The 19,162-nt window shown below is 59.3% G+C and carries 17 protein-coding genes and 1 pseudogene; 6 read left to right on the top strand and 12 right to left on the bottom strand.

Features of this window, described 5'->3' with window-relative positions:
- Positions 1-79: 79 nt before the first annotated feature.
- The 4 genes and pseudogenes from aspS to HU727_RS07525 form a co-directional block, all read right to left on the bottom strand.
- Positions 80-1,855 carry an aspartate--tRNA ligase gene (gene aspS, locus HU727_RS07540; RefSeq protein WP_186530009.1) on the bottom strand — a complete coding sequence of 592 codons (1,776 nt, stop codon included), beginning with the start codon at positions 1,853-1,855 and terminating at the stop codon, positions 80-82.
- A 98-nt stretch (positions 1,856-1,953) separates the two neighbouring features.
- A complete protein-coding gene (locus HU727_RS07535; RefSeq protein WP_186530011.1) occupies positions 1,954-2,175 on the bottom strand; it encodes an FmdB family zinc ribbon protein in 222 nt (73 codons plus the stop codon).
- Between the two features lie 130 nt (positions 2,176-2,305).
- Positions 2,306-2,643: pseudogene (locus HU727_RS07530) on the bottom strand (ribbon-helix-helix domain-containing protein).
- A 181-nt stretch (positions 2,644-2,824) separates the two neighbouring features.
- Positions 2,825-3,295, bottom strand: coding sequence for a Dps family protein (locus tag HU727_RS07525; protein ID WP_007951212.1), 471 nt, complete (start codon positions 3,293-3,295; stop codon positions 2,825-2,827).
- 310 nt (positions 3,296-3,605) lie between these two features.
- On the opposite strand from HU727_RS07525, the gene HU727_RS25905 reads away from it, so the two are divergent.
- Complete coding sequence (locus HU727_RS25905; protein ID WP_186530013.1) at positions 3,606-4,208, top strand: cold-shock protein; 603 nt, start codon at positions 3,606-3,608, stop codon at positions 4,206-4,208.
- 78 nt (positions 4,209-4,286) lie between these two features.
- Here HU727_RS25905 and HU727_RS07515 read toward each other — a convergent pair whose 3' ends face one another.
- Positions 4,287-4,493, bottom strand: coding sequence for a SlyX family protein (locus HU727_RS07515; protein WP_186530014.1), 207 nt, complete (start codon positions 4,491-4,493; stop codon positions 4,287-4,289).
- Positions 4,494-4,496: 3 nt separating this feature from the next.
- Positions 4,497-4,922, bottom strand: coding sequence for an HIT family protein (locus tag HU727_RS07510; RefSeq protein ID WP_186530016.1), 426 nt, complete (start codon positions 4,920-4,922; stop codon positions 4,497-4,499).
- 871 nt (positions 4,923-5,793) lie between these two features.
- Between HU727_RS07510 and HU727_RS07505 the strand changes: the two genes are divergently transcribed.
- A complete protein-coding gene (locus HU727_RS07505; protein WP_186530020.1) occupies positions 5,794-7,122 on the top strand; it encodes an OprD family porin in 1,329 nt (442 codons plus the stop codon).
- A 117-nt stretch (positions 7,123-7,239) separates the two neighbouring features.
- On the opposite strand, the gene HU727_RS07500 is transcribed toward HU727_RS07505, so the two are convergent.
- Together HU727_RS07500 and HU727_RS07495 are read right to left on the bottom strand one after the other, a co-directional pair.
- Positions 7,240-8,082, bottom strand: a complete 843-nt coding sequence (locus HU727_RS07500) for a mechanosensitive ion channel family protein (RefSeq protein WP_186530022.1) — start codon at positions 8,080-8,082, stop codon at positions 7,240-7,242.
- Between the two features lie 104 nt (positions 8,083-8,186).
- On the bottom strand, positions 8,187-8,672 hold the full coding sequence (locus tag HU727_RS07495; RefSeq protein WP_186530024.1) for a YajQ family cyclic di-GMP-binding protein: 486 nt from the start codon (positions 8,670-8,672) through the stop codon (positions 8,187-8,189).
- Positions 8,673-8,812: 140 nt separating this feature from the next.
- On the opposite strand from HU727_RS07495, the gene HU727_RS07490 reads away from it, so the two are divergent.
- The 3 genes from HU727_RS07490 to HU727_RS07480 are packed head-to-tail and all read left to right on the top strand — an operon-like array spanning position 8,813 to position 12,400.
- Complete coding sequence (locus HU727_RS07490) at positions 8,813-9,730, top strand: putative 2-dehydropantoate 2-reductase (protein ID WP_186530027.1); 918 nt, start codon at positions 8,813-8,815, stop codon at positions 9,728-9,730.
- A 45-nt stretch (positions 9,731-9,775) separates the two neighbouring features.
- Complete coding sequence (locus tag HU727_RS07485) at positions 9,776-11,812, top strand: sensor histidine kinase (protein WP_186530029.1); 2,037 nt, start codon at positions 9,776-9,778, stop codon at positions 11,810-11,812.
- 3 nt (positions 11,813-11,815) lie between these two features.
- Entirely contained in the window at positions 11,816-12,400 is a 585-nt protein-coding gene (locus tag HU727_RS07480) for a cob(I)yrinic acid a,c-diamide adenosyltransferase (protein ID WP_186530031.1), read from the top strand.
- A 174-nt stretch (positions 12,401-12,574) separates the two neighbouring features.
- Here the strand turns inward: HU727_RS07480 and HU727_RS07475 are convergent, their stop codons facing one another.
- The 4 genes from HU727_RS07475 to secA form a co-directional block, all read right to left on the bottom strand.
- Positions 12,575-13,519 carry a Nudix family hydrolase gene (locus HU727_RS07475; RefSeq protein ID WP_186530033.1) on the bottom strand — a complete coding sequence of 315 codons (945 nt, stop codon included), beginning with the start codon at positions 13,517-13,519 and terminating at the stop codon, positions 12,575-12,577.
- A complete protein-coding gene (locus HU727_RS07470) occupies positions 13,516-14,148 on the bottom strand; it encodes a glutathione S-transferase family protein (protein ID WP_186530035.1) in 633 nt (210 codons plus the stop codon). The genes HU727_RS07475 and HU727_RS07470 overlap by 4 nt, the downstream gene beginning before the upstream one ends.
- Positions 14,149-14,305: 157 nt before the next feature.
- Complete coding sequence (gene argJ, locus HU727_RS07465) at positions 14,306-15,523, bottom strand: bifunctional glutamate N-acetyltransferase/amino-acid acetyltransferase ArgJ (RefSeq protein WP_186530037.1); 1,218 nt, start codon at positions 15,521-15,523, stop codon at positions 14,306-14,308.
- A 122-nt stretch (positions 15,524-15,645) separates the two neighbouring features.
- On the bottom strand, positions 15,646-18,387 hold the full coding sequence (gene secA / locus HU727_RS07460; protein ID WP_186530039.1) for a preprotein translocase subunit SecA: 2,742 nt from the start codon (positions 18,385-18,387) through the stop codon (positions 15,646-15,648).
- Positions 18,388-18,694: 307 nt separating this feature from the next.
- Here secA and HU727_RS07455 point away from each other — a divergent pair, with 307 nt between their 5' ends.
- Positions 18,695-19,150 carry a DUF721 domain-containing protein gene (locus HU727_RS07455; RefSeq protein WP_186530041.1) on the top strand — a complete coding sequence of 152 codons (456 nt, stop codon included), beginning with the start codon at positions 18,695-18,697 and terminating at the stop codon, positions 19,148-19,150.
- The last annotated feature ends 12 nt before the right edge of the window (positions 19,151-19,162 follow it).

Raw genomic sequence — 19,162 nt, 5'->3', positions numbered from 1 at the left:
GATGCAGCGGCCGGCAATTGAAAAATATCGACCTGAGAAAGAAAAAAGGCGCATCCGAAGATGCGCCTTCAGGCCCGTCTTACTCAGCCTTTGGCGTTTCGCGCAAACGAATGTGCAGCTCGCGCAACGCCTTGGCATCTACTACACCCGGTGCTTGCGTCATCACGTCGGCAGCACTCTGGGTTTTCGGGAAGGCGATCACTTCACGAATCGACTGGGCGCCGGTCATCAGCATCACCAGACGATCCAGACCGAAGGCCAGGCCACCGTGCGGCGGTGCGCCGTATTTCAGCGCATCGAGCAGGAAGCCGAACTTCTCTTCCTGTTCCGCTTCGTTGATGCCCAGCAGACGGAACACCGCTTGCTGCATTTCCTTGCGGTGAATACGGATCGAACCGCCACCCAACTCGGTGCCGTTCAACACCATGTCGTACGCGCGCGACAGAGCGCCGGCCGGGTTGGCTTCGAGTTCTTGCGGGGTGCACTTCGGTGCAGTGAACGGGTGGTGCAGCGCGGAGAAGCTGCCATCGTCGTTCTCTTCGAACATCGGGAAATCGACGACCCACATTGGCGCCCACTCGCAGGTCAGCAGCTTGAGGTCGTGACCGAGCTTGATACGCAGCGCGCCCAGGGCTTCGCTGACGATCTTGGCCTTGTCGGCGCCGAAGAACACGATGTCGCCGTCGACTGCACCGACGCGATCAAGGATCACGTTCAGGTGGGCCTCAGGGATGTTTTTCACGATCGGCGATTGCAGACCGTCAACACCGGCAGCGCGCTCGTTGACCTTGATGTACGCCAGGCCCTTGGCACCATAGATGCCGACGAACTTGGTGTAATCGTCGATCTGCTTGCGCGGCATGCTCGCCCCGCCTGGAACGCGCAGCGCGGCGATACGGCACTTCGGATCGTTGGCCGGGCCGCTGAATACTTTGAAGTCGACTTCTTTCAACTGGTCGGCAACGTCAACCAGCTCCAGCGGTATACGCAGGTCCGGCTTGTCCGAACCGTAGCGGCGCATGGCTTCTTCGAAGGTCATGTGCGGAAATTCGCCGAATTCCAGATCCAGCACTTCCTTGAACAGGTTGCGGATCATCTGCTCGGTCAGGCCCATGATCTCTTTTTCATCGAGGAAGCTGGTCTCGATGTCGATCTGGGTGAATTCCGGCTGACGGTCGGCGCGCAGGTCTTCGTCGCGGAAGCACTTGGCGATCTGGTAGTAGCGGTCGAAACCGGCGACCATCAGTAGTTGCTTGAACAATTGTGGCGATTGCGGCAGGGCGAAGAACGAACCGGCGTGAGTACGGCTCGGTACCAGATAGTCACGCGCGCCTTCAGGGGTGGCGCGGGTGAGGATCGGGGTTTCGACGTCGAGGAAGCCGTTCTCGTCGAGGAAGCGACGGATGCTGGTGGTCATGCGCGAACGCAGACGCAGCTTCTCGGCCATTTCCGGACGACGCAGGTCGAGGAAACGATAGCGCAGGCGGGTTTCTTCGCCGACGTCGGAGTATTCGTTGAGCGGGAACGGCGGGGTTTCCGACTCGTTCAGCACTTCCAGTTCATAGCCCAGCACTTCGATCATGCCCGAGGCCATGTTGGCATTGGTCGCACCCGCCGGACGCAGACGCACCTTGCCGGTGATCTTCACGACGTATTCGCTGCGAACGCGATCGGCAGCGGCGAAGCTCTCGGCACGATCCGGATCGAACACCACCTGGGCCAGACCGTCACGATCACGGATATCGAGGAAGATCACCCCGCCGTGGTCGCGGCGACGGTGAACCCATCCGCAAAGGGTAATTTCCTGGCCGTCCAGGCTTTCGTTCAGTTGGCCGCAATAGTGGCTGCGCATCATGGTGTGGTTCGCTTCTCGTAATTCGAAATTCGGTGGAGTGACCGTCGCTTTCAAGCAAAGCGGAAACTCACGCGTGTCGTTCGTTCAGGGTTTGAACCCTAGTCAGCTTTGTCGCCACCGGCCAGGTTCTTCTTGGCTCCGGTCTTGAAATCGGTCTCGTACCAACCGTTGCCGCTGAGGCGAAAACCCGGCATGGACAGCTGCTTCTTCAGTTCAGGCGCCTGGCAGGCAGGACAGTCGACCAGCGGTGCGTCGCTGATCTTCTGAATGGCTTCCATCTGATGACCACAGGAAGCACATTGGTAATCGTACATTGGCATGGGGGTGTCTCGGCGATCAGATTGCTGCCGCGCGCGGGGCTTTGCGGCGAAAGCGCGGGATTATATCGATTAAATGCGGGCTGTGCAGCCGTAACACTGCACAGCCCGCAACCTCGTTGCAACCGCCGTTTCAGGGCGAAACCGTCGGTGCGGCATCCTTGACTCCGTTCAATACGCACACCACCCGTACCAGCGCACTGAAGTTCTTCACGCCGCCATGACGCAAATGCACCTCTCGATCGAGATGCGACAGCAGCGTGCTGATTGAACAATGATTGACCTCGGCCATGCCGCCAAGGATGTTCCAGTAGACCTGTCCAATCGCAGGCAGGTCGCAAAACCGTTGAGCCGTATTGATCGGGACAAGGGCTCGATCAGATTCATGTCGAACCCACCGACAAACGGATCGACCTTAATAACGTGCCGCGAAGCCGACATCCTGTCGCTTCGCCTGTCTCCTTGCACCATTGCGTTGACACTCCTTTGCCATGACTGCTGATTTATAAGGCAACATCCTGTGCCTTCATAAAAACCCAGTGACAAAGTTATAGCCATACGATTTGTTGACCATCCTCGTAGGATAAGCCAACGACAACGGTAAGAGTCTGGACAGCGTGCGGACGACCTTACGGCGTCCGCACTGGCTGGGTCATGCCTCGAGCAGCGCGCGCAACATCCATGCGGTTTTCTCATGCACCTGCATACGCTGGGTCAGCAGGTCAGCCGTCGGTTCATCGCTGACCTTGTCCAGCAGCGGAAAAATACCGCGTGCAGTGCGCGTCACCGCCTCCTGACCTTCGACCAATTGCTTGATCATGTCCTCGGCACTCGGCACACCCTCCTCTTCCTTGATGGAAGAAAGACGGGCGTAGGTCGCATAGGCGCCAGGGGCCGGAAAGCCCAGGGCACGGATGCGCTCGGCGATCGAATCAACCGCCAGTGCCAGCTCGTTGTATTGCTCTTCGAACATCAGATGCAACGTGCGGAACATCGGGCCGGTGACGTTCCAGTGAAAGTTATGGGTTTTCAGATACAGCACGTAGGTGTCCGACAGCAGCCGCGACAGCCCCTCGACGATGGATTTGCGGTCTTCTTCACTGATACCGATATCAATTGCCATGCTTACCCCCTAACAGTGATTGAGTTCATCCAGCAGGTTCAGGCCCACTTTAGCAAGTCAATCGCAGGCTCGCAGCTATCAATAGGCAAACAGACTGCGACAAATCGACTGCTGCACTGCCGCTGGCCGGGCTGATTTGAGTCGCCGCAGGCTTTGCTGTTAAATAGGCAGTGTGTCGCTATGCCCTATTTTCCAGGGCGTCGCGCATAGGCTGATGCCGTTACGTGTCCACCGCCTCTTATTTTCTCCTGAAGCGAACCGTGCGCCTTCAGCTCTTCCTTGTGAGCCGTCATAACGTGAGCCAATCAAAATGTTGAAAATCGTCCACCTGCTAATGGGCGCAGCAGCCTTGCTGCTGTCGTTCATCCCCAGTCTGAAAGCCGAAGCCGTTCCTTACCTGCAACAGCCCGATGCACTTTACCTGGCCTTTTTCGGCCTGCTGAACCTGGTCATCGCTCCAGTGATCCCTTACTGGAACAAAGGCCCGCGCCAGCACCTGCAAAATCTGGTCAGCGCGTTGCTGGTGCTGACTGTCGTCCTGCAAACCCTGACCCTGATCGCGCCGATGCCTGTCATCGCCGGCCAACCAGCTGTGTTGTTCAGCCTGGTGATTGCCCTGGTGGCCGTTATCCTGCACCTGGCGGTCAGCTTCTATAAGTCTTCACCTTCTGCAGCACCCGCCAACTACGACATGAGCAACCGCGATACCGGCACCGTGAAGTGGTTCAACACGTCCAAGGGTTTCGGTTTTATCTCCCGGGATTCCGGCGATGATATCTTCGTGCACTTTCGCGCCATTCGTGGCGAAGGCCACCGTGTTCTGGTCGAAGGCCAGCGCGTCGAGTTCTCGGTAATGAACCGCGACAAAGGCCTGCAAGCCGAAGACGTGATCGCCGCTCTGCCGCGTCGCTGATCCAAAGCAAAAAAACCGCCAACAGCCCAGGCTGTTCGCGGTTTTTTTTGGCCTGCAATCTTCGATTTTCGCCAAGATTCAATAGTGCGGCGGTGGCGCTTCATCCTCAAAGGACTCGAACTGGCCGTGCATCTCTTCCTGACGCTTGAGCAGCGCCGCCATCTGCAATTGCAGGCGCTCGACCACGCGTTGCTGGGCCACCAGCACGTCGTTCAATGCCTGAATAGTGTCGTCCTGAAAGGCCAGACGGCTTTCCAGATCGGTAACGCGTTCTTCAAGGCTCATGGCTCAGCCCTCCATAAACGTGAAGTCTTCGGTCAGCACCAGACGCAAACGCTCGCGTATGGTCGCCACCTGCTCTGCGCTGTACGGACTGGCTGGATGCTTGCCCCAGACCGGCGCCGGCCAGGCGGCATCGTCACGCTTGCGGACGATGACGTGCATGTGTAATTGACTGACAACGTTCCCCAAGGTTGCAACGTTGAGCTTGTCGGCATCGAACGAGTCCTTGAGCAACTCGGCGAGCGCGGTGGTTTCCTTCCAGAGCTGCTGCTGATCCGCGACATCCAACTGAAACAACTCGCTGATATCGTCTCGACGTGGCACCAGAATGAACCATGGGTAGTTGCTGTCGTTGGAAAGCAACAGCCGGCACAGCGGGAAATCGCCAATAACCAGCGTGTCGTGTTGAAGTCGTGGATCTAAAGCAAACACTGCGCATACTCCCGGCTGATCACATTACTCCGCTTGGCGGCCCCTTTCGAAGGGCGGCGCGCCAAGTGACAAAGCGGCAGCATACCTGCGAATGAAGCGACCTTAAATGACCGCGCGCCCCGACATGTCACGTTTATCGAAGGCGCGCACCAACACGGATCGCTATGTGAGTTTTCACTGGAAGAACAGCGTTAAAAGCCTTGATCAACGCAGCCCTGAATTCAACGTTGGCAGAATTAATCAGGCTCAGCCGTGATTTTTTTGCACCAAAACCGCTCAGCGCGTCTACGCTCACCGGGTCGGGCATCCGCCAAATACCCACTTCGGGGTGAACCGGTAACGTTTTCGGTTGTCATGCGCACCTTTGGTGCGTTCAAACACCATTGCGCGAGCGCCGTCAAGCCCGCAGCTAAAACAGGCGCGAGGCCCCGTTTCACAAGGTTTTCACATTTGCGCAAGCTGTACAGAAAAATAACCGCAGCGAATTTGCGGTTTGTGCACGCTTGTTGCAAGGTACTCGTATGGACAGTGAGCGCACCACCGGATGGGGTGGGCTTGCGGCCAATAAGAACAGTGGCAGGGTTGCCCGATGGAGATTCAAGTGTTTTGCCAGGGACTCTTTTTTACCGATGCAAAAAGGCCCAGAAACAGCGATAAAGTTGTCAGTCCGGCTGCATCGGTACTGTGAATTTGCGACATCCAGCGCTCCTTTTGCGACAACGCCGTAAAGAAGCTGAAAGGTTGGTTTCGCAAGTATCGCCAACATTGTCGGCGTGATATAAGTTTGCGCCGACACAAAAAGAAAGAGCCGCCCAGATAATAAAACAGGTGGGACGGCAGTACTCTTCTAAAACCAAAGGAGCAAATCACGATGCGCGTGATGAAGTGGAGCATGATCGCACTGGCAGTTGCAGCAGCCGCCAGTTCGCAGTTGGCTACGGCCGCCCCGTTTGTAAGTGATCAGTCTGAAGCCAAAGGCTTCGTTGAAGACGCCAAAGCCGATCTGTTGATCCGCAACTATTACTTCAATCGCAACAACAAAAACGGCGGCAATGACCAGAAAGACTGGACCCAGGGTATCTGGGGTAACTTCAGCTCTGGTTACACCCAAGGCACCGTAGGCGTGGGCATTGATGCCTTCGGCTACCTGGCCATCAAGCTCGATGGCGGTGATGGTACTGGTGGCACCGGCAACATGAGCCGCGATGCTGATGGCGAAGTCAACGACAGCCAGGGCAAAGCCGGCGCTGCCGTGAAATTCCGCGTATCGAAAACCGAGCTGAAAGTTGGCGACATGCAGCCAAGCACCGCACCTGTATTCGCTGTCGGCGGTTCCCGGATCCTCCCGCAAACTGCCAGCGGCTTCCAGCTGCAGAGCAGCGAGATCAAAGATCTCGATCTTGAAGCCGGCCACTTCTACTCGTCGACCAGCCAGGACCGCAACTCCCGTGAAGGTGGCCTGTACGCCAACTACGCTGGCGTTGAAGCCAACACCATCGATTATTTCGGCGGCAAATACGGCATCACCGAAAATCTGAGCGCATCGCTCTACGGTGCCAAGCTGGAAGACATCTGGAACCAGTACTACGCGAACCTGAACCTCACCACCCCTATCAGTGGTGACACTTCGCTGAACACCGACTTCAACATCTACCGCACCACCGACACCGGTGACGCGAAAGCCGGCGACATCAGCAACACCACGTTCTCCCTGGCGACCGCCCTTTCGTTCCTGAAAGCGCACACCATTACCGTAGGCTTCCAGAAGGTCAACGGTGATACGCCATTCGACTACATCGGCGTTGGCAAGAACAACCGTGGCGGCGACTCGATCTTCCTGGCCAACTCCATCCAGTACTCCGACTTCAACGGTCCGAACGAGAAATCCGCTCAGATCCGTTATGACATCAAAATGGCCGAGTACGGCGTTCCAGGTCTGAGCTTCATGACCCGTTACGTGAAAGGCTGGGACATCGACGGCACCAACACCCCTACTGGCAGCGCATACGCTGGTCTGTACGGCGAAGACGGCAAGCACAACGAAACCAACCTGGAAGCCAAGTACGTCGTCCAGTCTGGCCCGGCAAAAGATCTCTCCTTCCGCATTCGTCAAGCATGGCACCAGGCTAACGCTGACCAGGGCGAAGGCGACATCAAAGAGTTCCGTCTGATCGTCGACTACCCGCTGTCGCTGTTGTAATCGCATCCTGTTAGTGTTGCGATAACTAAAAAGGCCCATCTTCGGATGGGCCTTTTTTATTGCGGCGTCGCTTAACTAACGCCTGAGTGAAAAACCAGTTACTTAGTTAGCGACCTATCATTGTGCTGCGGATTCCTGCACAACCCGTATAACACGCTGCGGAAATGGAATATCAATACCGGCAGTTTTTAAACGATCACGCGCCTGCTCGTTAAACATGAACATCACGTCCCAATAATCTGCCGTTTTCACCCACACGCGCAGCGAAACAGTAATCGAGCTATCACCCAGCGTCGAAACCACGGCTTGTGGTTCAGGATCCTGCATAACGCGGGGATCTTTGGCCAGATCCAGCAGCACCTGACGGGCCTTCTGCAGATCCGCCTCGTAATCCACGCCCACGTCGAACACGACTTTGCGGGTTGGCTGACGATTGGTGTTGGTGATGATGCCGTTCGACAGATTGCCGTTCGGCAAGATGATGGTCTTGTTGTCGCCAGTGCGCAGCACGGTATGGAAAATCTGGATGCTGTCGACGGTACCCGCCACACCTTGGGCTTCGATCCAGTCACCGATGCGGAACGGGCGGAACAGCAGAATCAGCACACCGCCGGCGAAGTTCGCCAGGCTGCCTTGCAGGGCAAGACCGATCGCCAGACCCGCTGCACCGATAGCTGCCACGAACGAGGTGGTTTCCACGCCGATCATCGACGCGACGCTGACGATCAGCAGCACCTTGAGAATGATGTTGGCCAGACTGCTGATAAAGCCCTGCAGCGCCAAGTCGGCATTGCGCAAGGCCAGCAGACCGCCGAGTTTTTGCGTGACTTTGTTGATCAGCCACCAGCCGATGGCCAGCGTAATCACCGCCAGCAGCACGCGGCTGCCGTATTCCATGATCATCGGGATCCACGCCTGGGACGCCTTGACCAGGTGGTCCACTTCCGCATTCAAATCCACTTTCTCTCTCCTGATTTCCGGCTTTCCGGGGTGTATTCAAAACAACTGTGGGAGCGACGGTTCGACGCCTCGACCTGCTCGCTCCCACAAATCACAGATCAAGCTTAGTCGCGGAAGTTGTTGAACTGCAGCGGCATGCCGAATTCCTTGGCACGCAGGGCCGCGATAGCTTCCTGCAGGTCGTCACGCTTCTTGCCGGTGACACGCACCTGCTCACCCTGAATGGCCGCTTGAACCTTGAGCTTGGCGTCCTTGATGTGGCCGACGATCTTCTTCGCCAGCTCTTTGTCGATGCCTTCCTTGAGAATGGCGTCTTGCTTCATCAATTTGCCGGAAGCATAAGCGTCCTTGACCTCAAGGCACTGCACGTCGATCTTGCGCTTGGTCAGCGCCAGCTTGAGGATTTCGATCATTGCTTCGAGCTGGAACCCGGCTTCGGCGGTCAGGCTGACGGTCAGGTCTTTTTCCTTGAACTCGAAGCTGCCTTTGCCTTTCAGGTCATAACGACGATCGAGTTCCTTCACGGCGTTCTCGACCGCGTTGGTGAGTTCGTGTTTGTCCAGTTCGGATACCACGTCGAACGACGGCATGTAATCTCTCCAATAAAAAGGCGCGCCCGATGAGGATGGAGCGCGCTTGGCTTGCGGTTAAAATCGGGCTCATTATAACGGGTCTTTTCCTATCGATACGGCGAGCCGCACATGCCTGTACGCAATCGAGTCAAAAACTGATGTCCACGATCTGGCATGTCCTCGGCGCCGGCAGTCTCGGCACCCTTTGGGCAACGCGACTGGCACGAGCCGGATTGCCAGTGCGGCTGATCCTGCGCGACGCGGTGCGGTTGCGCAGCTATGCCGCCGCCGGCGGGCTGACCCTGATTGAAAACGGACACGCCAGCACCTACGCAGTTCCTGGGGAAACTCCGGACAGCCCCGAGCCGATTCGCCGTTTGCTGATCGCGTGCAAGGCCTACGACGCCGAGAATGCCATCGCCCGCCTCGCCTCGCGCCTGGCGCCGGGCGCCGAGCTGATCCTGCTGCAAAACGGCCTCGGCAGTCAGGACGCGGTTGCCGCGCGAGTGCCGCAGGCGCGCTGCATCAGCGCCTCCAGCACCGAGGGCGCCTTTCGCGATGGCGACTGGCGCGTGGTGTTTGCCGGACACGGTTTCAACTGGCTGGGTGATGCCGGGAATCCGCTGGCGCCAATCTGGCTGGAAGATCTACAGGCCGCCAGGATTCCTCATGAATGGACCACCGACATCCTCACCCGCCTGTGGCGTAAATTGGCGCTCAACTGCGCGATCAACCCGCTGACCGTGCTGCATGACTGCCGCAACGGCGGATTGACGGAGCACCATTGCGAAGTCGCCACGCTCTGCGCCGAGCTGGCCGAATTACTCCAGCGCTGCGGCCAACCAGCGGCGGCGGGCAACCTGCAGCAGGAAGTCGAACGGGTGATTCAGGCCACCGCCGCCAACTACTCGTCGATGTATCAGGATGTCGCCAACCAGCGCCGCACGGAAATCAGCTATCTGCTGGGCCACGCCTGCAAAGTTGCCGCGCGCCATCAACTGAACCTGCCGCATCTCAACCAGCTGCAGCAACGCCTGGTCGCTCATCTGCGCAGCCGTGGATTGCCCAGCGACTGAGCAGCCGCTACGCTGACCACTTGTTCCTCTGCTGCGATAAATCTGATGCCATTGCGCCAGCGCCTTGAAAACCTGCCGGTCGGCCAGAAACTGCTGGCGGCCCTGCTGGTGTTGTTGACCACGGTTCTGCTGGTCGCCAACCTGACTTTTATCAGCGCCGCTTACTACATCTCTCAGGAAAGCATGGCGCCGCAGGCCTTGCAGACCATCGGCCGCCTGATCGCCAATCCGAGTCTGGTCAGCGATGCGCTGGAATCGCCAAGAAGCGCCGAGCGTCTGCTCAAGGAACTCGACAGTTATTCGCCACTGCGCGCTGCGGCCCTGTATGACGGCAAGGGTGAGCGGCTTGCGCAAGTACAGCGCGGGGAAAAACTGCATTTGCCCGAGCGCTATCGACATGTCGAAGCGTGGCAACTCACCGAGTTTCGCAGCAATCAACTGATCACCCTGCCCCGCCCCGGCACCGCGCCGGGGCATCTGTTGCTGGTGGCCAGCAGCGAACTGCCGATGGCGTTCTACACGGGCACGCTGACCGCCAGCCTCGGCATTCTGATTTTCAGCGTATTGCTATGGCTGGTGATTGCCCGGCAGATCAAACGCCTGATCACACGGCCGATCCATCAGCTTGAGGAGCTGTCGCGTCAGGTCACCCGCGAAGAGAACTATGCCCTGCGTGCTTCGCGCGGCAATCACGACGAAATCGGCAGTCTGGCCGAGGCATTCAACACCATGCTGTCGCGCATCGAAGCCCGAGAGCAGCAGCTCAAACGCGCTCGCGACGACTCGCAAGCCGCTTACGATCAGGCGCAGGGGTTGGCCGAGGAAACCCGCCACACCAACCGCAAGCTGGAACTCGAAGTGCAGGTGCGCAGCAAGATCGAGAAGAAACTCACCGGTTTCCAGAATTACCTCAACAGCATCATCGACTCGATGCCTTCGGCGCTGATTGCCCTTGATGAGCAGCTCTATGTCACGCAGTGGAATCAGGAGGCCAGCGCCCTCTCCGGCACGCGTCTGGACGAGGCGCTGAACCAGCCGATCTTCCTCGCCTTCGAACCGCTCAAGCCGTTTTTACCGCAGCTAAAAGAAACCGTCGAGCAGCACACCGTGGCCAAAGTCGACCGGGTAACCTGGTTCAAGGACGATGAACCCAAGCATTACGCGCTGACGTTCTATCCGCTGATGGGCGGTGCCGGCCGTGGCGTGGTGATCCGCATCGACGACATCACCCAGCGCCTGTCACTGGAAGAAATGATGGTGCAGTCGGAGAAAATGCTTTCCGTCGGTGGCCTCGCCGCCGGCATGGCCCATGAAATCAACAACCCGCTCGGTGCGATCCTGCACAACGTGCAGAACATTCGCCGTCGCCTCTCGGCGGAGCTGCCCAAAAACCTCGAAACCGCCGAACAACTGGGCATCGAGCTCGATGCCGTGAATCGCTATCTGCAGGGCCGCGAAGTCCCGCAATTGCTCGATGGCATTCAACAGGCCGGCGCCCGCGCGGCGAAAATCGTCACGCATATGCTGAGTTTCAGCCGCCGCAGCACCCGGCAAATGGCGCCATGTGATCTGCCGGCCCTGATCGATCAAGCGGTAGAAATCGCTGGCAACGACTTTGATCTGGCCATCGGTTTCGACTTCAAGGGCCAGGCGATCATCCGTCAGTTCGACCCGGCGCTCGGCCCTGTGCCCGGCACCGCCAACGAACTGGAACAGGTGCTGCTCAACCTGCTGAAAAACGCCGCCCAGGCGATTCATCAGCGCGAGGACGACAGCGAGCCGGGACGCATCATTCTGCGTACGCGACTCAATCCGCCGTGGGCCGAGATCCAGGTCGAAGACAACGGCATCGGTATGAGCGAGAACGTGCGCAAGCGCACCTTCGAACCGTTTTTCACCACCAAGGAAATCGGTCAGGGCACCGGGCTTGGCTTGTCGGTGTCGTACTTCATCATCACCAACAACCACAAAGGTCAGATGGAAGTGCAATCGGCGCCCGGCCAGGGCACCTGCTTCACGTTGCGCCTGCCGCTGGTGCAACCCGCACCGATGGCCGCTGAAACCAATTCACTACCGAGGTAACCCATGGGCTTTCGCTTGTCGAAGATTTACACCCGCACCGGCGACAAAGGCGAAACCGGCCTGGGCGACGGCCGCCGCGTACCGAAGGATCATCCGCGCGTCGAGGCGATTGGCGAGGTGGATACGCTGAACAGTCAGGTCGGCGTGCTGCTGGCCGGCCTGCTGGCCGAGCGTGAAGCGTTTCCGGGCCTGAATGAAGTGATCGACGTTTTGGCGCCTTGTCAGCATCGGTTGTTTGATCTGGGGGGCGAATTGGCGATGCCCGCCTATCAGGCGCTGAACGCAGCGGAAATCGAACGGCTGGAAGCGGCGATCGATGTGTGGAACGAAGAGCTGGGGCCGCTGGAGAATTTCATCCTGCCCGGGGGATCGATGCTGATTGCGCAGGCGCATGTTTGCCGGAGTCTGGCGCGAAGCGCGGAGCGGCGCTGTCAGCATTTGAATGCGATCGAGCCGTTGGCCGGGGTTGGCCTGGCATATATCAATCGGTTGTCGGATTTGCTGTTCGTGGCGGCGCGGTTGATTGCGCGGCGGCAGGGGGTGGCGGAGATTTTGTGGCAGCCGGCTGCAAAACCTGAAGGACAATAGCGCCGGACAGGACGCCTTCGCGAGCAGGCTCGCTCCCACAGTGGATTGCATTTCTCCAGTTGGAATGCAGACAAATGTGGGAGCGGCAAGCCCGCTCCCACAGGGTTTTACGTCGTCCATGTAACCTGTGGGAGCGAGCCTGCTCGCGAAGAGGCCGCTAGCCTCAATCGAGAATCAAGCTTCTGGCCAGAACGCCCGAATTCCCGCCACACCCTGTGCGCCGACATTCCAGGCTTTCTCCCGCTCGGCGGGCCCTACCCCGCCCAACAGAAACACTGGCTTGCTGAAGCCGTCGATCAACGCCGCAGCCTGCTCCCAGCCCAACGGCTGTGCATCTGGGTGCGTCAGCGTTGGCTGCACCGGTGACAGGGTCACGAAATCCACGCCCATTTGTTCGGCCAGCGCCAGTTCCTCAGCGTTGTGACAGGAGGCCGCGAGCCAGCGATCAGCCGGTAGCGGACGGCCTGCCGCAGCGTATTTACGCAACTGTGCGGCGGTGATGTGCCAACCGGCGGACGGGAAATCACCCAGCCATTCGAATGGCCCCTTGATCATCAGCTGCGCCTTGCCGGCGCAAAGACCCACCGCATCCACCGCCAGATCGCGGTATTTGGGGTCGTAACCATTCGGTGCACGCAGCTGGACCAGTTTGATCCCGCCGGCCACCGCTTTCTGGATGCCGCGCAACAAGGCCGGGGATTCCAGGTCTTCAGGGGTAATCAAATACTCGGCGGGCAAACGTGCTGCCGCGACAATGGGCTGATTGGCAGCGGGAAACTCGTAGTTCGCCAGCTCCTTTGCGCTCACCCAGGCCAACGGTTGACCCTCGGCGCCGTGGGGTTCGCCGCTGAAGGCTGACACCTCCCAGACATCCAGCAACACCTGTTTGTCCGGGTAATCGTGGCGCACCTTGATCAACGGTCGAGCGGCGCCAACAACGATGCCCAACTCTTCGTGCAGTTCACGGGCCAGCGCAGTGTCGACTGTCTCGTCAGCCTCCACCTTGCCGCCCGGGAATTCCCACAAGCCACCCTGATGCTGGCTGTCGGCACGCCGGGCGATGAGAATTTTGCCGTGGTCGTCACGAATGACGGCAGCGGCGACATGGACACGTTTCACGGGTTCAATTCCTCCAGTCCAGCCTTTTGCCACGTCTTGAAGGCGGGCCATTGGTAGACGGTTTCGACATAAGCTTCGTCAACGGCCGGCAGCGTCACCCGATAGGTGCGCAGGCGCACGGCAATCGGCGCGAAAAAGGCATCGGCGAGGCTGACGCGGCCGAACAGGTACGGCCCCTCTTCCGTTGCCGCTGCTCGGCATTCGGCCCACAGCGCAAGCATGCGTTCGATATCGACCTTCACCTCTGGCGGCATCGGGTTCAGCGGTGCGTCATGGCTGAGGTTGAACGGCATGTGATTGCGCATGGCAAAAAAACCGCTGTGCATCTGGGCACAGGCGGACCTTGCCTGGGCGCGGGCGAAAATGTCGCCGGGCCAGAGCTGCTCGGACGGGAACTGCTCGGCAAGGTATTCAGCGATGGCCAGGGAGTCGGCGATGGTGCCGCGCGTAGTGTTGAGCAGCGGCACCTTGCCGGTCGGCGAATGCTTGAGCAGGCGCTCGCGCGTGTCGGGCTTGCCGAGTTTGATCAGCTCTTCGCTGTAAGGCGCCCCGGTCAGCTCCAGCGCCAGTTCTGCGCGCAGGGACCAGGAGGAAAGCAGTTTGTCGCCGATGATCAGGTGCAGGGACATGGTGTGGCGCCTTTTCGTCAGAGGAATGCTTGTGAATTAGTTGTGTCTGGACCGCCGCTTTCGCGAGCAGGCTCGCTCCCACAATGGACCGAGCCGCAGCGAAGGCCCTGTGGGAGCGAGCCTGCTCGCGAATGGAGCGACTCGGTCCAGGATCAGGTCAAGTGCGGTATTCAGCGTTGATCTTCACGTATTCATGCGACAGGTCGGTGGTCCAGATGGTTTCGCTGCAATCGCCACGACCGAGTTCGATACGGATGGTGATTTCTTCCTGCTGCATCACCGCCGAACCCTGCGCTTCAGTGTAGGTCGCCGCGCGCGCGCCACGGCTGGCAATGCACACGTCGCCGAGGAACACGTCGATCTTGCTCACGTCCAGGTCCGGCACGCCGGCACGGCCCACGGCGGCCAGGATACGGCCCCAGTTCGGATCGGACGCAAACAGCGCGGTCTTGATCAATGGCGAGTGCGCGACGGTATAACCCACGTCCAGGCATTCCTGATGATTGCCGCCGCCATTGACTTCAACGGTGACGAACTTGGTGGCGCCTTCGCCGTCACGCACGATGGCCTGGGCCACGTCCATGCACACTTCGAATACCGCTTGTTTCAGCTTAGCGAACAGTTCGCCTTCGGCGCGGGTGATTTCCGGCAACGCGGCTTTGCCAGTGGCGATCAGCATGCAGCAGTCGTTGGTCGAGGTGTCGCCATCGATGGTGATGCGGTTGAACGACTTGTTAGCGCCGTCGAGCATCAGGTTGTGCAGCACGTGGCGGGAGACTTTGGCGTCGGTGGCGATGTAGCCGAGCATGGTTGCCATGTTCGGACGAATCATGCCGGCGCCCTTGCTGATGCCAGTCACGGTGACGGTCACGCCGTCATGCTGGAACTGCCGGCTCGCGCCTTTGGGCAGGGTGTCGGTGGTCATGATGCCGGTGGCCGCGGCTTCCCAGTTGTTTTCCGACAGATCATCCAGCGCCGCTTGCAGCGCGCCTTCGATTTTCTCGACGGGCAATGGCTCACCGATGACGCCGGTGGAGTACGGCAGGATCTGGCTGGCATCTACGCCGGTCAGCTCGGCCAGTCTGGCAGTGGTGCGCTCGGCAGCGGCCAGACCCGGTTCGCCGGTGCCCGCGTTGGCGTTGCCGGTGTTGGTCAGCAGGTAACGCACGGCGTTCTGCACGCGCTTTTTCGCCAGGATCACCGGTGCGGCGCAAAAGGCATTCAACGTGAACACACCCGCCACGGTCGAACCTTCGGCGCAGCGCATCACGACGACGTCTTTGCGCCCGGGGCGCTTGATGCCGGCCGAGGCGATACCGAGTTCAAAACCGGCAACCGGGTGCAACGTTGGCAAAGGACCAAGACCAACAGCCATGAATGCGCTCCTTACTCAATGATGTCAGCACCGCCAGGCGTGGCGGCAGTGGTTTAAATGGCAAAACGCCGCGACGGCAGAAGCCGGTCGCGGCGCGGGGTGTCCAGCGATTGAAACGGGTTCTACTGGATCTGCCCGTGGCAATGCTTGTATTTCTTGCCCGAACCGCAGAAGCACAGTTCGTTGCGGCCCAGCTTCTGCTCGTTGCGAACCGGGGCAGTAGCGGCGGCGAGGGCCACATCGACCTCTTCACCCAGTGCTTCGGGCTGATCGAGGCCAGGCGCTTCGGCGTGTTCGAACTGCATGCGGGCGGCCAGTGCTTCGGCCTCCTGACGCAGACGCTGCTCTTCGGCTTCCGGATCTTCGCGACGCACCTGAACGTGCGACAGCACACGGATCGAGTCGCGCTTGATCGAGTCCAGCAGCTCGGAGAACAGCGTGAACGACTCGCGCTTGTATTCCTGCTTCGGGTTCTTCTGTGCGTAGCCACGCAAGTGGATGCCGTGACGCAAGTGATCCATGGTCGACAGGTGATCTTTCCACAGGTCGTCCAGCACGCGCAGAACGATCTGCTTCTCGAAGGAGCGCAGCGCTTCGGCACCGGCCTGGTCTTCTTTCTCGTTGTACGCGGCGATCAGCTCGTTCATCAGCTTCTCGCGCAGGGTTTCTTCGTACAGATGATCGTCTTCGTCGAGCCATTGCTGGATCGGCAGCGTCACGCCGAAGTCGCTGGCAATCGAGGCTTCCAGGCCGGCGACGTCCCATTGCTCTGGCAGCGATTGCGGCGGAATGTGGGCGCTGATGGTGGCGTTGAGCACGTCCTGACGGAAGTCGGCGATGGTTTCACCGATGTTGTCGGCGGCCAGCAACGTGTTACGCATGTGATAGATCACTTTACGCTGTTCGTTGTTGACGTCATCGAACTCCAGCAACTGCTTGCGGATGTCGAAGTTGCGACCTTCCACCTTGCGCTGAGCCTTCTCGATCGCGTTGGTCACCATGCGGTGCTCGATCGCTTCGCCCGGCTGCATGCCCAACGCTTTCATGAAGTTCTTCACCCGGTCAGAGGCAAAGATGCGCATCAGGCTGTCTTCCAGCGACAGGTAGAAACGGCTGGAACCGGCGTCGCCCTGACGGCCGGCACGACCGCGCAGCTGGTTGTCGATACGACGGGATTCATGACGCTCGGAGGCAATTACCTGCAGACCGCCGGACTCCAGCACTTGCTGGTGACGCTTCTGCCAGTCGGCCTTGATCTGCGCGATCTGCTCAGGGGTCGGGTTGTCCAGCGACGCCACTTCCACTTCCCAGTTGCCGCCCAACAGAATGTCGGTACCACGACCGGCCATGTTGGTGGCAATGGTCAGCGCGCCCGGACGACCGGCCTGCGCGATGATCTCGGCTTCTTTTTCGTGGAACTTGGCGTTCAGAACCTTGTGTTCGATGCCTTCCTTCTCGAGCAGACGGGACATGTGCTCGGATGTTTCGATCGTCGCCGTACCCACCAGCACCGGCCGGCCGGCCGCCATGCTTTCCTTGATGTCCGCCACGATCGCCGCGTACTTCTCTTCGGCGGTGAGGAACACCAGGTCGTTGTAGTCTTTACGCGCCAACGGTTTGTTCGGCGGAATGACCATGACTTCCAGACCATAGATCTGGTGGAATTCGAACGCTTCGGTGTCGGCCGTACCGGTCATGCCGGACAGTTTGGTGTACAGACGGAAGTAGTTCTGGAAGGTGGTCGACGCCAGGGTCTGGCTCTCGGCCTGGATATTCAGGCCTTCCTTCGCTTCGATGGCCTGGTGCAGGCCTTCGGACAGACGACGCCCCGGCATGGTACGACCGGTGTGTTCGTCGACCAGCACGACCTGACCGTCCTGCACGATGTATTCGATGTTGCGATTGAACAGCTTGTGCGCACGCAGACCGGCATAAACGTGGGTCAACAGGCCCAGGTTATGCGCCGAGTACAGGCTCTCGCCTTCGGCCAGCAGGCCGACGCGGGTGAGCATGTCTTCGATGAACTGGTGACCGGCTTCGTTGAGTTCGACCTGACGGGTCTTTTCGTCAACGGTGTAATGGCCAGCCTTGGTCACTTCGCCTTCGACTTCTTCAACGTGCAGTTCCAGCTGCGGGATCAGTTTGTTGATCTCGGTGTACAGCTTGGAGCTGTCCTCGGCCTGACCGGAAATGATCAGCGGGGTACGTGCTTCGTCGATGAGGATGGAGTCGACTTCGTCGATCACGGCAAAATTGAGTTCGCGCTGGAATTTTTCTTCCATGCTGAACGCCATGTTGTCGCGCAGGTAGTCGAAACCGAATTCGTTGTTGGTACCGTAGGTGATGTCGGCGGCATAGGCGGCGCGCTTCTCTTCCGGCGGCTGGAACGGCGTCACGACGCCGACGGTCAGGCCGAGGAATTCATAAAGCGGGCGCATCCAGTTGGCGTCACGGCGGGCCAGGTAGTCGTTCACCGTCACAACGTGCACGCCCTTGCCGGACAATGCGTTGAGGTAAACACCCAGGGTGGCCACGAGGGTTTTACCCTCACCGGTGCGCATCTCGGCGATCTTGCCTTCATGCAAGGTCATGCCGCCGACGAGCTGCACGTCGAAGTGGCGCATGCCCATCACGCGCTTGCCGGCCTCGCGGGCGACGGCAAAGGCTTCGGGCAACAGCTTGTCGAGGGTTTCCCCTTTGGCGATGCGGGCCTTGAACTCTGCGGTCTTGGCGCGTAACTGATCGTCCGAAAGGGCCACCATTTGCTCTTCGAAGGCATTGACGAGCTGCACCGTCTTGAGCATGCGTTTGACTTCACGCTCGTTCTTGCTTCCAAAAAGTTTCTTTAACAAAGGCGCAAACATATCGGCAGGATCTTCCACACTAAAGGGATGGAGGGCGGCCCCGTGAGTCGCCCGTGCAGCCCTCATGGCCGCATGCGAACGAGCATTCTACCCGGAAACGGTGGTGAGGAAAGTGGCGATATTCCACGATGCTGGCACTGCGCTTTGACGGGGCTCACTTAAAATAAGGGCGTTTTGCTCAACTTCAACCCGTGGGGGAAAGAAGTTAGTCGTTGATTTAATGAGCAAAGCAGGGACAAAAGCAATGGGCCAGTGGTTCCGCAGCTTTCTGCTACCATGGCGCCTCTGTTACCTCAGGTGTTCAATCATGGCGTTTCGCCCTCTCACGGCCAGAGCACCCGCCGTCCTGTTACGTGAAGCCAAGCCGCTCAAAGCGATCCTCGGCCATGCTCAACGCCTGGAGCATTTGCAGCGCCTGCTCGAAAGCCAGTTGCAACCCGCCGCCCGAGAGCATTGCCGGGTGGCCAAGTGGCGCGAAGGCGAACTGTCGCTGGTGGTCACTGACGGCCATTGGGCGACGCGCCTGCGCTACCAGCAGAAACGGCTGCAGCGGCAACTGCAACTGTTCGACGAGTTCGCCAATCTGACGCGGATCAAATTCAGCGTGCGCCCGCCCATCGTGCAGCACCAGCCTGTCGGTCACACAATGGGCCTGTCGAGTGATGCGGCAGAAACCATTCAGTCGACGGCAGACGGGATCAGCGATCCAGGGCTTCGAGCGGCGCTGGAGCGGTTGGCGGCGCATGCCAAAGGCAAGACCTGACCGTAGGAGCGA

Source organism: Pseudomonas khorasanensis (assembly GCF_014268505.2).
Taxonomy (GTDB): domain Bacteria; phylum Pseudomonadota; class Gammaproteobacteria; order Pseudomonadales; family Pseudomonadaceae; genus Aquipseudomonas; species Aquipseudomonas khorasanensis.
Note: the sequence above shows the minus strand (reverse complement) of the source record. Positions and strands in the feature narration are given on the sequence as shown.

Excerpts from the sequence above, each read along its gene's own strand:
- HU727_RS07470 (WP_186530035.1), bottom strand. The coding sequence starts at position 14,148 with ATGTCCCTGCACCTGATCATCGGCGACAAACTGCTTTCCTCCTGGTCC.
- HU727_RS25905 (WP_186530013.1), top strand. The coding sequence starts at position 3,606 with ATGTTGAAAATCGTCCACCTGCTAATGGGCGCAGCAGCCTTGCTGCTG.
- HU727_RS07515 (WP_186530014.1), bottom strand. The coding sequence starts at position 4,493 with ATGAGCCTTGAAGAACGCGTTACCGATCTGGAAAGCCGTCTGGCCTTT.
- argJ (WP_186530037.1), bottom strand. The coding sequence starts at position 15,523 with ATGGCTGTTGGTCTTGGTCCTTTGCCAACGTTGCACCCGGTTGCCGGT.
- HU727_RS07525 (WP_007951212.1), bottom strand. The coding sequence starts at position 3,295 with ATGGCAATTGATATCGGTATCAGTGAAGAAGACCGCAAATCCATCGTC.
- HU727_RS07495 (WP_186530024.1), bottom strand. The coding sequence starts at position 8,672 with ATGCCGTCGTTCGACGTGGTATCCGAACTGGACAAACACGAACTCACC.
- HU727_RS07455 (WP_186530041.1), top strand. The coding sequence starts at position 18,695 with ATGGCGTTTCGCCCTCTCACGGCCAGAGCACCCGCCGTCCTGTTACGT.
- secA (WP_186530039.1), bottom strand. The coding sequence starts at position 18,387 with ATGTTTGCGCCTTTGTTAAAGAAACTTTTTGGAAGCAAGAACGAGCGT.
- HU727_RS07480 (WP_186530031.1), top strand. The coding sequence starts at position 11,816 with ATGGGCTTTCGCTTGTCGAAGATTTACACCCGCACCGGCGACAAAGGC.
- HU727_RS07505 (WP_186530020.1), top strand. The coding sequence starts at position 5,794 with ATGCGCGTGATGAAGTGGAGCATGATCGCACTGGCAGTTGCAGCAGCC.
- HU727_RS07485 (WP_186530029.1), top strand. The coding sequence starts at position 9,776 with ATGCCATTGCGCCAGCGCCTTGAAAACCTGCCGGTCGGCCAGAAACTG.
- aspS (WP_186530009.1), bottom strand. The coding sequence starts at position 1,855 with ATGATGCGCAGCCACTATTGCGGCCAACTGAACGAAAGCCTGGACGGC.
- HU727_RS07490 (WP_186530027.1), top strand. The coding sequence starts at position 8,813 with ATGTCCACGATCTGGCATGTCCTCGGCGCCGGCAGTCTCGGCACCCTT.
- HU727_RS07535 (WP_186530011.1), bottom strand. The coding sequence starts at position 2,175 with ATGCCAATGTACGATTACCAATGTGCTTCCTGTGGTCATCAGATGGAA.